The organism is Delftia sp. DT-2 (genome assembly GCF_028401915.1).
GTDB classification, from domain to species: Bacteria; Pseudomonadota; Gammaproteobacteria; order Burkholderiales; family Burkholderiaceae_C; genus Comamonas; species Comamonas tsuruhatensis.
This window is the reverse complement of sequence record NZ_JAQOTI010000008.1, coordinates 146,421-160,045: the sequence shown is the minus strand read 5'-3', so window position 1 is coordinate 160,045 and position 13,625 is coordinate 146,421. Positions and strand designations below refer to the sequence as shown.

At 71.3% G+C, this 13,625-nt stretch carries 6 protein-coding genes; 3 read left to right on the top strand and 3 right to left on the bottom strand.

The genetic code is table 11. The features are described from left to right. Positions 1-2: 2 nt before the first annotated feature. The 3 genes from PO605_RS15950 to PO605_RS15940 all read right to left on the bottom strand — a co-directional run bounded on the left by PO605_RS15950 (position 3) and on the right by PO605_RS15940 (position 7,234). Positions 3-2,003, bottom strand: coding sequence for a reverse transcriptase family protein (locus PO605_RS15950; protein ID WP_272206628.1), 2,001 nt, complete (start codon positions 2,001-2,003; stop codon positions 3-5). Between the two features lie 307 nt (positions 2,004-2,310). Next, a complete protein-coding gene (locus tag PO605_RS15945; RefSeq protein ID WP_272206627.1) occupies positions 2,311-4,041 on the bottom strand; it encodes an SWIM zinc finger family protein in 1,731 nt (576 codons plus the stop codon). A gap of 31 nt (positions 4,042-4,072) precedes the next feature. Further along, complete coding sequence (locus tag PO605_RS15940) at positions 4,073-7,234, bottom strand: hypothetical protein (RefSeq protein WP_272206626.1); 3,162 nt, start codon at positions 7,232-7,234, stop codon at positions 4,073-4,075. 407 nt (positions 7,235-7,641) lie between these two features. Here PO605_RS15940 and PO605_RS15935 point away from each other — a divergent pair, with 407 nt between their 5' ends. From PO605_RS15935 to PO605_RS15925, 3 genes are read left to right on the top strand one after another with little or no spacing between them, the layout of a single operon-like run. Continuing rightward, positions 7,642-8,856 (top strand): efflux RND transporter periplasmic adaptor subunit, encoded by a 1,215-nt coding sequence (locus tag PO605_RS15935; protein ID WP_272206625.1) that lies wholly within the window; start codon positions 7,642-7,644, stop codon positions 8,854-8,856. A 13-nt stretch (positions 8,857-8,869) separates the two neighbouring features. After that, the gene (locus PO605_RS15930; protein WP_047217597.1) at positions 8,870-12,076 is read left to right on the top strand and encodes an efflux RND transporter permease subunit; all 3,207 of its coding nucleotides are present in this window, start codon (positions 8,870-8,872) and stop codon (positions 12,074-12,076) included. Beyond that, the gene (locus PO605_RS15925; protein ID WP_272206624.1) at positions 12,069-13,502 is read left to right on the top strand and encodes an efflux transporter outer membrane subunit; all 1,434 of its coding nucleotides are present in this window, start codon (positions 12,069-12,071) and stop codon (positions 13,500-13,502) included. Before PO605_RS15930 ends, PO605_RS15925 begins: the two co-directional genes overlap by 8 nt. Positions 13,503-13,625 lie beyond the last annotated feature (123 nt).

Sequence of the window (13,625 nt, the reverse complement as noted above, 5' to 3'; positions counted from 1 at the left end):
CGCTACGAAAGCCGCAATCCCAGGCCGACCAGCACGGCCACCACCATCGCCGCCCCGAAGACATCCCAGCGCTGGATGCGCCGGTACCTGAGGATGACGACCAGGACGATGCCGATCAGCGTGATCAGCCGGGCCTGGAACACGGTGCCCAGCAGGAAGCAGATCACGATCTGCGCCCAGTAGGTGAGCAGGCCGGCCATCGGCGGCCTTTTCGATGCGGGCGGATTCGGGTCCGGTGCGGCCGGTGATGGCGATGCCGCGGGCAGGGTGCTTGCGGCGCCGGGGGCAGGGCCAGCCGCCTGTCGGGCGGCCTGCCGTTCCTCCTGGCGCTGCTCGCGCCGCTGCTGGTCGGTCTTCTCCAGCACGGGCGCTGCGGGTGCGGCCGGCTGCCACCATGGCTTGCCGCTGGCCAGCGCAGGTGCCTGCCCGCTGGCTGCCAGGCGCCGGAACGTGGCGTTTGCGGGGGGCTTGGCGCGCGCGGCGGCGCGGTCCTGCCGGCTGGCCTCGAGCAGGGCGTCGTTCGCCCGGTCCACAGGGCTGCGCGTGAGCTGCCGGGCCTGTGCCAGCAGCGGCCCGCCCTGCACGGGATCGACCTGGTGGACGAACTGCGCCATTCCCAGCAACTGCGAGGCATGGGCCGGCTGGCCTTGCCAGTGGGGCGCCTGGGCAGGCTGGACAGATTGGCCTGGCAGGCCGGGCAGGCCTGTCCCGGCCTGCGTGGCGCGGTGCAGGGCGGCGCGCAGGCGCCTGCGCGTCTGGCGCGATACGCCGGGCTTGTCCGCGTTCACCACCAGCCCCGTGACCTCCTGGCGGCGGCCCTTGCGCATCACGCGCTCCTTGTCGGGGTGGGGCGTGAAGCCTTCGTCGCGCAGTATCCAGCGCACGCGGCCCAGCAGCCGGCCCACGTTGTCGCGCGCGGCCTCGCCCGAGGCCGAGAAGGTCAGGTCGTCCGCATAGCGCGTGTACACAAAGCCCAGCTGCCTGGCCAGGCCCAGCAGGCGGCGGTCCAGGCGGCGGCACAGCAGGTTGGTGAGCATGGGGCTGGTGGGCGCGCCCTGGGGCAGCACGCGCTCGCGCGCCTTGCCGCCGACGAAGAGCTTCTCGCCATCCACCTGCCAGGCCTGGGCGCGGTTTTCGCTGCACAGCAGGGCCAGGAGGGTGGCCATGGCCTCGCCGTAGCCCAGATGCCGGAACACGCCCTTGATGCGGCCGAAGGCAATGCTGGGAAAGAAGTCCTTCACGTCCAGGTTGATGACCACGTCGTGGCCCGCATGCGGCGCGGCATTGCTCACGATGGAGCGGCCGGCCAGGAAGCCGTGCGCGGCATCGTGCGCGGGCACCTTGGCGAGGATGTTGTCCAGCACCCAGTACTGCGCGCGCTTGAGGCGCGGCATGGGCGCGGAGATCAGCCGCTCGCCGCCGGTCTTCTTGGGCAGGGTGAACGAGTGGTAGTGGTGGGTGCGGGCCACCTCGCGGTGAAAGCCCAGGAAGCGCAGCTCGGCCACGGTGATGCCCATGGCCTGCGCCAGCTGGGCGGCATCGGCCAGCTGCGGCAGGCCATGCCGGGCGAGCCGCTGCGGATCGGCCTGCCAGCGCTCCGTGCCATCCCGGGCGGCATCCTGCAGGGCCGCGGAGACGCCGGGGCCCAGATAGCCCACGCGCGTGGACCGCCTGGCATGCCAGGCCAGCGCCTTGTCATGGCGTTCCTGGGCCTGGCGGCGTTTGGTTTCCTCGCGCTGGGCCAGCGCCTTTTGCATGCGCTCCTTGCGCATCTGGCGCAGTGCGCGCTCGGGGTTCTGGCGCACGGCGATCTGCTGGCGCAGCTCGGCCAGCTCGCGCTGCAGCTCGCCTTCGCGCTGGATGTGGGCGGCGGCCAGCTGCGGCTGTCCCTCGCCCTTGGGCCAGAAGCCCAGGCGCTGCATTTCCTCGAGGATGACTTCCTGTTTGCTGGAGGCCTTGATGCGCTCGTAGATCTCGGCGCGCGTGGGTTGCGGCTGGCTCATGCGGCAACCCCTGCAAGGCGGGCCCGGCCGGTGCGAGGCGGGCAAGAAGGTGGAGCGACGCGCTTCTCGTCGAAGAGCCCGCAGGGCTCACGGGACGGGAGCTGTTCGCTCGACGCCACCCCGCGACGGTATGCGTGTTTCGCTTGTAGCAAGCCACTCAGGAAAACGCATACCGTCGCTGGGGTGGCACAGTGAAAACGGCGCCCGTGGTGCATGAAACGGCAGTTCACAAGGGTGGCGAAACACCACCCGGGTTGCAAGAGCCTGCGCGTCGCTCCGCGTGGCAGTGTAGAGCAATTGAGGCGGTTCACGCGATTTCTCCTTGTCCTGCTGCGGCCGCCTGCTGCGGGCCTGCCGGCTGGCGTGCGGCATCGAGCTGGGCCTGCGCCACCAGGCGCAGCGCAATCATGTGCTCGCAGGGCCCCTGGCGCAGCCGGTGCTGCTGGTAGTGGTTGCAGCTGCAGCGCGCATCGGTCAGGCGCTCGTCCGCGTTGAGTTCGAGCTGGGTGTCGAACAGGCGCTTGCCATCGGCGCGCGGTATCTGGCCGGTGATGCGGCTGAAGCCGTCCTTGCGGTCGATGCGCGGCGGGGCAATGGCCTTGCCGCGCACCAGGGCCAGCGCCTTGTCCTCCTCGGGGTTGGCGGGCTGCAATTGCTGCGCCGTCAGCGGCTCGCGCAGCAGCTCGCGCCAGGCGTAGCGCCCGGCGTCCAGGTCGTAGACCGCGCGCCCGGCCTGCATCCAGCGTGTCATGGCCGTGTGCACCTGGGCCGGAACCAGGCCCGTGGCCTGGGCCAGTTCCTGCGCGCCGGCCTGCCAGCACGACTGCAGTTGCCGGCCCACGGCCTCGACCTGGGCGGGCGTGACCTCGGCCTGCGGCGCCATCAGGTGAAAGCGCGCGCTGGCGGCCCAGTCGTTGGCGCTCCAGCCCGACAGGCCCAGCGTGACCGTGACCTGGCCCAGCTCCACCACCCAGAAGCTGGGCATGCCGCTGCCCAGCAGGTGCACGCGCACGCGCGTGGCCTGCGGGATCAGCCGCTCCAGCGTGAGCAGGCGCCGGCGCCCCCACAGGCGGATGGTGCCGCCGCCCGTGCCCAAGGCATCGCTGACGACGTGCGAGCGCCGGGTGGCCAGGCGTTCCTCCCAGGGCTCGAACACCACGGCGGGCGGCTGCCCCGGCGTCAGCTCGAAGCGCAGCGCGCGCGGGCCATGGCGCTCGCGCCGGGCACGCAGCCGCGCGCAGATGTTGAACAGGTCCATGGGGTGCAGTTCCACCACGGTGGCGGGCAGGGCCATGGCGCTGGAGACCTGCACGAAGCCGCGCAGCCAGCTGTCGGGCAGGTCGATCTTTTCCTCGCGCAGTGCCGGATCGGCGCCCACCTGCACGGCAAAGCCGGCCGGGTCCAGCGTCAGCCGCGTGTCCCGGTAGCTGCGGATCTTCTGGAATTCTTCGTAGAGGCTGGCCGAGTAGTCGATGTTGGTGGTGCCGCAGATGCGCTCGCCCGCATGCTCGAAGGCCTCGTGCCGGATGCTGACCGCGCAGTAGCTGGACTCGTCCTGGCTGAAGGCCTCGAACAGCAGCCGGTCCGGGTGCACGGTGATCACGGGGTCGAGCACGTACCAGGCATCGCGGTTGGCCTGGTACAGCCAGTCGAAGTATTTGCGCTGCGCCTTGTAGAAGGGCGCGAGCACCTGGTTGCGGGTCTCGCGCAGGTCCTTGAGTTCGGCGCTGATTTCCTTGGCGCGCGCCTGGGCGCCGCCGGTGTCGGCCATGAAGCCGGCCAGCAGCTGGGACTCATGCTCCTGCAGCCATTCGCGGTAGGCCGTCTTGTCGCGGCCGCGCGTGCGCATGTCGCTGACCACCACGCTGTGCAGCGCGCTGAGGCCTTCGCGCACCTGCAGGAAGGCCGGGCCGTCGCGCCGGAGCAGGCCGTCGAAGCGCGTGGGAGGCCGCAGCAGGTCGGGCGCGAAGGAAAACGCCTGTTGCGTGGCCGTGTCGCTGACCTGCGTGCTGCCGTAGTACTGATAGCGAAATTCCATGTCCGTTCGACTCCGTGCTGTGAACAGGCGCTCAGGTGGAAGACGGGGCCTGGCCGCGCCGCTCCGCCGCCAGGGGCTGCATGAAGCTTTGCGCCAGATGGGGATGGCGCTGCACGATGTCGCGCAGCCCGGCCACATAGTCGGGCTGGTCGGCTTGGCTGGCGCTGACCACCTGCCGCGCGAAGATGGCCGCGACCACGGCCGCAGTCTCGGGCGCATCGACCTGGCCGCGCAGGAAATGCAGCACGCGCGTCTTGCTGGCGCGCGCGCGGTGCACCTGGCTGAGCACGGCCAGGAAGTAGGGCTGCAGCTCCTGCAGGCGCGTGGCGCGCTGGGGCGCGGGCTCGTCGGGCAGGGCCAGCAGCCATTGCGTGACGAACAGCTGCACGCCGGGGGCCGGGTGCTGGGCCAGGCGCGCGAGGTAGAGGCTGGCCTCGGGCGCGCTCATGTGCTGCTCGAGCCGCTGGCGGCCCAGGGCCTGTACCCAGGACTGGGGATGGTCCACCCAGCCGATCAGCAGCTCGGGCGTGAGCGCATTGGCCGGCAGCCGCTGGCCGAACATCTCGCGTGCGTACTGCTGGGTGTCGGCGAACAGGGCGTCGGCCAGCGGCAGCAGTTGTTCCGCCTGCTCGGGCCGGGTCTGTTCCATGGGCGTGAGGCGCGTGTCGATGCTCTGGCGGCTCAGTGCGCGCACATCGGCATCGGCATGCCGCGCCAGCGTGGACCACTGGCGCAGGGTGTAGGCCTGGATGTCCAGCGCCTTCAGGCCCCAGGCGCCGTAGCGTTGCGCACCCGTGGCCTGGGCCTGCAGGGCGCGCCAGATGCCCGAGGCTTCGCGGGCCGGGGCCACGGCGGCCAGCGGGCCGGTGAGCAGGCGCAGCGCCGCGTCGTGGACGCCTTCGGCCTTTTCCGCGCGGAACAGCACCTCGTGCAGGCGTTCGGCGATCTGGGCGTTGCAGCGCGCGTTGTACAGAGGGGTGCCGGCCAGGCGCTCGACCAGGGGCGCGGCCGCTGCGCGCAAGGCGGCATGGGGCGATACCGCGAACCCGGCCAGCATGTCGGCCTGCTCGCACAGCAGATCGTCGGCCAGGCTGCCCATGAGCCGTATGCCGCAGGCCATGCGCGCAGGTTCCTCGGATTCCAGCAGCCCGCGCAGCGCCGCCGCAGGCAGGGTGCGCAGGCCTTGCGGGTGCGCCAGCAGCCAGGCGGTCGCCATCTCCACCAGTGCCGTCACCGAATGCGCCAGCAGGTGGTGCAGCGGCGGGGCCGGAACGCCGGGCGCGTGCGCGACCAGCGGTGCCTTGTCCGCGAAGAGGGCCTGCACCGCATCGCGGATGTCGGCCAGCGCAGCGCCGTCCGCATCCAGCGTGGGCAGCGCCGCCAGCAGGGCCAGGGCCACGGCGGCGCCATCGGCATAGAGCAGCAGGGCCAGTGCCTGCGTGCGCGAGCTGGCGGCGGGCGACAGCAGCAGGGCCGCCACCAGCTCGGCATCGCGCGCGGCGGCTGCGCGGTCGCGCGACAGCCAGGCGCCCAGGTAGCGGGCGGCCGGCCCCTCGCCGCATTGCGCAAGCGCCAGCAGCCAGGGGCGGCGCGCCGCATCGTCGGTGAGAGCGACCATGCGCTGCTGGGCAATCTCCAGGCCCAAGGCGGCGGCGGGCGCATAGGTTTGGTGCAGCAGCGGCGCGGCGGCCGCCGCATCCAGGCTGTCCAGAAAGGCCTTCTGGTCCTGCAGGGCGCGCGTGAGCGACCACAGCAGCAGCGTGGACTGCGAGCGGCCCACCAGCTGCAGCAGCCGCTCGGGGTGGGCGTCCCACAGGGGCGACAGCCCTTCCACGCGCTGCGCGGGCAGCTGCTGCAGGTCCAGCGGCTCGTCGGTGTACCAGCCATGGGCGCGTGCCGAGGCATGCAGCTGCGGCCAGCGCGGCAGCAGCAGCCGGGCGGCAAGCAGCCAGCGCGATTCGGGCAGGCGGCCGGAGCGCGAGGCAGCCTGGCCCGCGCAGCGGCGGTCCATGGCCTGGAGCAGGGCCGTGGCCTGCGCGGCGCCTTCGCTGTGCCCGGCCGAGACCATGCGCCGCAGCTGGCGCCAGCCGCGCAGGCGCAGGTACAGGGAGGTGTCGCGGCTGAAGACGGCACCCTCGTCGCGCGGGCCATCGAAGCGGGCATGCAGCACGGCCAGCAGGGCGTGGTCGCGCCGCCACTCGGCACGCTTGTGGATGCGCCGTATGGCAGGCCACCAGGGGCGTGTGAAAGGGATGCGCTCCATCCAGGCCAGCAGCTGCCGGTGGACGGCGCCATCGTGCGCTCCCAGCGTATCGGCCGCCAGCAGCGCCTGGGGCGTGAGGGCGTTGAACACGGCATGCTGCGCCTGCGGGCCGTCCTCCGGCGGGGCGGTGCGTGTCTCTTGTTCCCCCTGTGCCCCTTGCTCCCCTTGTACCCACTGCTCCCACTGATCCCGGTGCTCCTGCAGCGCCGCCTGGCGCTCCTGCGGCGCGAGCAGCGCCAGCCAGGCCTGGTGCGCCAGGTCGCGCGTGGCCTCGCTGGCGCCGCGCTGCGACAGCGCCTGCATGGCCACCGCCGCGCCGCCATCGCCCAGGCGGCCCACCAGATAGGCCAGGCAGTAGTCGAGCAGGTCGTCGCCTGTGCCCAGCAGGGCCACCAGGCGCGGCACCTGCGCATGCAGCAGGCGCTGGGCGCCGCCGCCGCGCGCGGCATCCGCATATTCCGCCAGGCGCCACACCAGGCGCGCCTGCTGGCCTGCGGGCATCAGCCGCCAGGCATTGCCGTCCAGGCGCCGGCACAGGGCCGGTATGGCGGCGGCCTGCACGGGCGACTCCGGCAGCTGTGGCGGCTGCGGCGCCGGTTCCTGGGCGTGGCCAGCCAAGGGCAAGGCTTGCACGCCATCCAGCTCGGCAAAACCTTGCTGGGACTGCAGCACATCGCCGGCCGCCAGGCGCTGGCGCAGATAGGCCAGTGCGCGCTGGCGTGCAGGCTCCAGTGCCAGCGGCAACGGGGTCAGCGTGCTGTCATCGACCTGCGCGACGACTCCGGCCTTCCATTGCGTGACCTGCAAGGTCACGACATGGCGCGCCGCCGCGTCGCGCCCCTGCGGGTCCAGGGCCACCAACGTCACGGTGCTGATGCGTTCATTGCGTCCCTGCGGGCGGGACAGTACGGCTTGAGCAAGCAGGTTCATGCGGCAGGCATCCAGTGCTTTTCCATATGGGGTTGGCTGGCGGGACCAACCGGGGCCGCAAAGTGTTCGCGGCCGTCGTTTCCCACTGGCCAACGCAGGGTCAGATGGCATCGCAGTGTAGTGCCTCGATGCCCTGCGGGCGCCGCCCGCCGCGTGCCCGCCGCAGTGCCGATGGCCGCTGCGCTTGTCCGATCCGGCCATTGATTCCCCTGGCAAACCGTCCTCAATTTTCGTGGTGTCTTTGTGGCTGGATCTTGACTTCAAGTTCACTTGAACTTGAAGAATGCAACCCATTGTGAGCAGCCGCCGGCAAGGCCTTCAGAGCCTGCGGTACAGCCCCCTTTTTCCGGCCCTGCACCGACCCCGGCAGCAGGGCCTTGCCCATCCCCCTCAAGGAGAGTCGATCCATGCCAGTTCTTCCCCCGCCGCCGTTGCGGCGTGCCCTGTTCGGAGGCGCCCTGGCGGCGCTGGCCCTGCTTGCCGGCTGCCGCCCGCAGGCCGTGGGCGATGCCCATGCCAGCGACGGCCCGCCGCCTGCGCCCGAGGTGCTGGTGAGCGAGGTCGTGCCGGCCAGCGTGCGTGTCTGGGACGAGTTCAACGGCCGCATCGATGCCGTGGACTCCGTGCAGCTGCGCCCGCGCGTGTCGGGCTATATCGAGCGCATTGCCTTCAGCGAGGGGCAGGAGGTCAGGAAGGGCCAGCTGCTGTTCGTGATCGACCAGCGGCCCTACCGCGCGGCCCTGGCCAGCGCCGAGGCCGAGCTGGAGCGCACGCGTGCCGGCGCCGCCCTGGCGCGCACCCAGGACCAGCGTGCCCGCCAGCTGGTGGCCGAGCATGCCGTCTCGCGCGAGGAAGCCGACACGCGTGCCGGCGCCATGGCCCAGAGCGCCGCCCAGGTGCGTGCCGCCGAGGCCGCGCTGGCGGCCGCGCGGCTCAACCTGGATTTCACCGAGGTGCGCGCGCCGGTCTCCGGCCGCGCGGGCCGCGCCCTGCTCACCGTGGGCAACCTGGCCCAGGCCGACCAGAGCGTGCTGACCACCGTGGTCTCGCAGGACCCGGTGTATGTCTACTTCGATGCGGATGAGCACAGCTTCCTGCGGCAGCAGCAGGCCGTCAAGAACACCAAGGGGCGGCCCGGCGTGCAGCGGCCCGTGCGTGTGGGGCTGGCTGGCGACGAAGGCTTTCCGCATGCGGGCAGCCTGGACTTCACCGACAACCAGCTCAACGCGGGCACGGGCACGGTGCGCATGCGCGCCCGCCTGCCCAATCCCGACCGCCTGCTGACGCCGGGCCTGTTCGCGCGTGTGCAACTGCAAGACGCGCAGGGCCTGGGCGGCGAGCGGCAGACGCTGCTGATCGACGACAAGGCCGTGCTCACCGACCAGGACCGCAAGTACGTCTATGTGGTGGGCGAGGGCAACAAGGCCGAGCGCCGCGACCTGGAGCTGGGCCGCATGGTCGATGGCCGGCGCGTGGTGGACAAGGGGCTGGCGGCGGGCGACCGCCTCGTGGTCGGCGGCCTGCAGCGCATCTACTACCCCGGCATGCCGGTCAGCCCCAAGCCTGCTCCCGGCGATGGGCAGGCGGCGGTGGCCCAGGGGTCGGCCGTGGCCGCGCAGTGAACCGGGACGCACCATGGATTTCTCCAAATTCTTCATAGACCGCCCGATCTTCGCGGTCGTGCTCTCCATCATCCTGTTCGCCGTGGGCCTGGTTGCGATTCCGCAGCTGCCCGTGGGCGAGTATCCCGAGGTCGTGCCGCCCAGCGTGGTGGTGCGCGCCACCTATCCGGGCGCCAATCCCAAGGAGATCGCCGAGTCGGTGGCCGTGCCGCTGGAGGAGGCGATCAATGGCGTCGAAGGCCTGATCTACCTGAAGTCGGTCGCGGCCTCGGACGGCAGCCTGCAGGTGGTGGCCACCTTCCGCGCCGACGTGGACCCCGACACGGCAGCCGTGCGCGTGCAAAACCGCGTGAGCCAGGCGCAGAGCCGCCTTCCCGAGGAAGTGCGCCAGTACGGCGTCACCACGCAAAAGCGCTCGTCCACGCCGCTGATGTATGCGGGCCTGACCTCCAGCGACGGCAACCATGATGCGCTGTACCTGCGCAACCATGCCACGCTCAAGATCAAGGACGAGCTGGCGCGCATCCCCGGCATCGGCGAGGTGGCGCTGTACGGCGCAGGCGACTATGCGATGCGCGTCTGGCTGGATCCCAGCAAGGTGGCCGCACGACAGCTCACCGCTGCCGAGGTGATCGCCGCCATCCGCGAGCAGAACGTGCAGGTATCGGCCGGCCAGCTGGGCGCCGAGCCCAGCCCCAAGGGCTCGGACAAGCTGCTGTCCATCAATGTGCGCGGCCGCCTGAAGACGGCCGAGGAGTTCGGCTCCATCGTGCTCAAGGGTGGTGCCGACGGCCAGGTCGTGCGCCTGTCCGACGTGGCGCGCATCGAACTGGGCGCCAGCGACTACAGCATGCGCTCGCTCAGCGACACGCGGCAGATGGCGGCCGTGGGCATCTTCCTGTCGCCGGGCGCCAATGCGCTGGGCGTGGCGCGGGAGGTCTACGCCACCATGGAGCGCCTGTCCAGGGATCTGCCCGAAGGCGTGAACTTCGAGACCGTCTGGGACCCCACGGTCTTCGTGCGCGACTCCATCAAGGCGGTGCAGAGCACGCTGATCGAGGCGGTGATCCTCGTGGTGCTGGTGGTCATCGTCTTCCTGCAGACCTGGCGTGCTTCCATCATTCCGCTGCTGGCCGTGCCCGTGTCCATCGTCGGAACCTTCGCGGGGCTGTACCTGCTGGGCTACTCCATCAACACGCTGACCCTGTTCGGACTGGTGCTGGCCATCGGCATCGTGGTGGACGATGCCATCGTCGTGGTGGAGAACGTGGAGCGCTACATCGAGGAGGGCCACACGCCCCTGGAGGCGGCGCACCTGGCGATGAAGGAGGTCTCGGGCCCCATCATCGCCATCGCCCTGGTGCTGTGCGCGGTCTTCGTGCCCATGGCCTTCCTCAGCGGCGTGACGGGCCAGTTCTACAAGCAGTTCGCCGTGACGATCGCCATCTCCACGGTGATCTCGGCCATCAACTCGCTGACGCTGTCGCCTGCACTGGCGGCCAAGCTTCTGCAGCCGCGCGGCGCGCCGCGCGATCTGCTGTCGCGCGGGCTGGACCGCAGCCTGGGCTGGTTCTTCCGGCCCTTCAACCGCTTCTTCGACCGCAGCGCGCACGGCTACCAGAACTCCGTGGGGCAGTCGCTGCGCCGCCGCGGCCTGGTGTTTGCGGTCTACGCGGCGCTGCTGGCGGGCACGGCCGTGCTGTTCCAGGCCGTGCCGGGCGGCTTCATCCCGCTGCAGGACAAGCTGTACCTGTTCGGCGGCGCCAAGCTGCCCGAGGGCGCCTCGCTGGGCCGCACCTCCGAGGTGACGCGCCAGATCGTGGAGCTGGCCCACAGCGTGGAGGGCGTGGACAAAGTCGCTGCCTTCGCAGGCTTCAATGCGCTGCAGACCACGACCACGCCCAACCTGACCAGCTCCTACATCATGCTCAAGCCCTTCGGCGAGCGCACGCGCAGCGCCGAGGAGATCAATGCCGAGCTGGGCGCCAAGTTCGCGCAGATCGAGGGCGGCTTCGCCTACGCGCTGATGCCGCCGCCCATCCAGGGCCTGGGCAACGGCTCGGGCTACTCGCTGTTCCTGCAGGATCGCGCGGGCCTGGGCTACGCGGCGCTGCAGCAGGCGCTGCAGGCCTTCCAGGCCGAGATCGCCAAAACGCCGGGCATGACCTATCCGGTCAGCAGCTACCAGTCCAACATCCCGCAGCTCGAAGTCAAGGTGGACCGTACCAAGGCCAAGGCGCAGGGCGTGGCGCTGACCGACCTGTTCCAGACGCTGCAGGCCTACCTGGGCTCGGTCTACGTCAACGACTTCAACGCCTTCGGCCGCGTCTGGCGCGTGATGCTGCAGGCCGATGCCGACCACCGCCAGGCCGTGGAGGACATCGCGCGGCTGCGCACGCGCAATGCGCGCGGCGAGATGGTGCCCATAGGCTCCATGGTCACCGTGGTGCCCAGCTTCGGGCCCGACCCGGTGCTGCGCTACAACGGCTTCCCGGCGGCCGACCTGATCGGCGACTCCGACCCGCGCGTGCTGTCCTCGGGCGAGGTGCTGACCAAGCTCCAGGAGATCGCGCAGCGCACGCTGCCGCGCGGCATCGAGCTGGCCTGGACCGACCTCAGCTACCAGCAGGTGGAGCAGAGCAATGCGGCGGCCGTGGTCTTCGCCATCGCCGTGATGCTGGTCTTCCTGGTGCTGGCCGCGCTCTACGAGAGCTGGACGCTGCCGCTGGCCGTCATCCTCATCGTGCCCGTGTGCATCTGCGCGGCGCTGTTCGGCGTCTGGCTGGCCGGCGGCGACAACAACGTCTTCGTGCAGGTGGGGCTGGTGGTGCTGATGGGGCTGGCCTGCAAGAACGCCATCCTGATCGTGGAGTTCGCGCGCGAGCTGGAGCTGCGCGGCGTGGGCATCGTCGATGCCGCGCTGCAGGCCTGCCGCCTGCGGCTGCGGCCCATCGTCATGACCTCGATCGCCTTCATCGCCGGTGCCGTGCCCCTGCTCATCGGCGGCGGCGCGGGCAGCGAGGTGCGCGCGGCCACGGGGGTGACGGTGTTCTCCGGAATGCTGGGCGTGACCCTGTTCGGCCTGTTCCTCACGCCGGTGTTCTACGTCACGCTGCGCCGGCTCTCGGGCCGGGCGCTGACGGGGCATGCGCCTGCACATGCCGCGCCTGCCTCCCCACCCTCCGACAAAGCCGCACCCCTGGAGCCCCACCATGTCTGAAATCCGCAAATCCCTGAGCCGACACGCGCTGGCGCTGGCGTCTGCCGGGCTTGTGGCCGGCTGCGCGGTCGGCCCCGACTTCAAGGCGCCTGCGGCGCCGCAGGCCGGAGCACAGTTCGCGCGGGCCGAGCCTGCACCGGCCACCCCGCAGGCCGAGCCCGATGCCGCCTTCTGGCGCCAGTTCCAGGACCCGCAGCTGACGCGGCTGGTGGAGCAGGCGCTGGGCGGCAACCAGGACCTGCAGGTGGCGCTGGCACGGCTGGACGGCGCCCAGGCGCTGCTGAGCGAAAGCCGCTTCGACCAGTTCCCCACGGTCACGATGTCGGGCCAGGCCACGCAGCAAAAGCGCAGCGAGAGCGAGGCCTTCTACGGGCCGCGCAGCCAGCGCAGCTACACGGCCGGGCTGTCGGCCAGCTGGGAGATCGACGTGTTCGGCCGCGTGCGGCGCAACATCGAGGCGCGGCGTGCCGACCTGCGCGCCGACGCGGCCGATCTCGCGGCGCTGCAGGTGGCCATCGCGGCCCAGGTCGCGGGCAGCTATGCCGACCTGCGCGGCTGGCAGCAGCGCCTGGCCCTGGCCCAGGCCAATGCGGCCAACCAGCAGGACACGCTGCGCCTGGTGCAGCTGCGCCTCACACACGGCAGCGGCACCGATTTCGACCTGGCGCGCGCCCAGGCCCAGCTGGAGGCCACGCGCTCGCGCATCCCGGCACTGCAGGCGCAGATCGCCATGGCCCAGCACCGGCTGGCCGTGCTCACGGGCCAGGTGCCCGATGCGCTGATCGCCGCGCTGGATGTGCCTGCCGCCCTGCCGCAGCTGCCGCCGGCCATCGACCCCGGCACGCCGGCCGGCCTGCTGCGCCGCCGTCCGGACGTGGCCGTGGCCGAGGCACGGCTGCATGCGGCCACGGCGCGCATCGGCGTGGCCACGGCCGACCTGTTCCCGCGCCTGTCGCTGGGCGGGCTGCTGGGCAGCACGGCGCTGCATGGCGGCGCGCTGTTCGAGGGCGGCAGCGCCACCAGCAGCGTGTTCCTGGGCGTGGTCTGGTCCTTCCTCGACGTGGGCCGCGTGCGGGCGCGCATCGCGGCCAGCGAGGCCGGCGCCCAGGCCGCGCTGGCCCAGTACCAGCAGACCGTGCTGCTGGCGCTGGAGGACGCCGAGAACGCCCTGGTGCGCCTGCAGCGCACGCGCACCGAGGATGCCCACCTGGCCCAGGCCGCCGAGCAGCGCCAGCGCGCAGAACAGCTGGCGCTGCGCCGCTACCACCTGGGCAGCGTGGGCCTGTACGAAGTGCTGGATGCGCAGCGCGACCTCTACGCGGCCCAGGACGCCGCCGCCGACAGCCGTGCGCGCGGCCTGCGCGCTGCCGTGGCGCTGTACCAGGCCTTGGCCGGTGGCTGGGACGGGAAGCTGCCGCCAGCCTGAGCACAAGGCGTGCGTTGCAAAAAGGGACGGCCAGGCGCCGTCCCTTTTTTTCTTGTCCGGCGTACCCGGTGAAAACCACGAGGACCAGGGGCTTGCCTCATTTTTTTCTTATCGGATAATTTT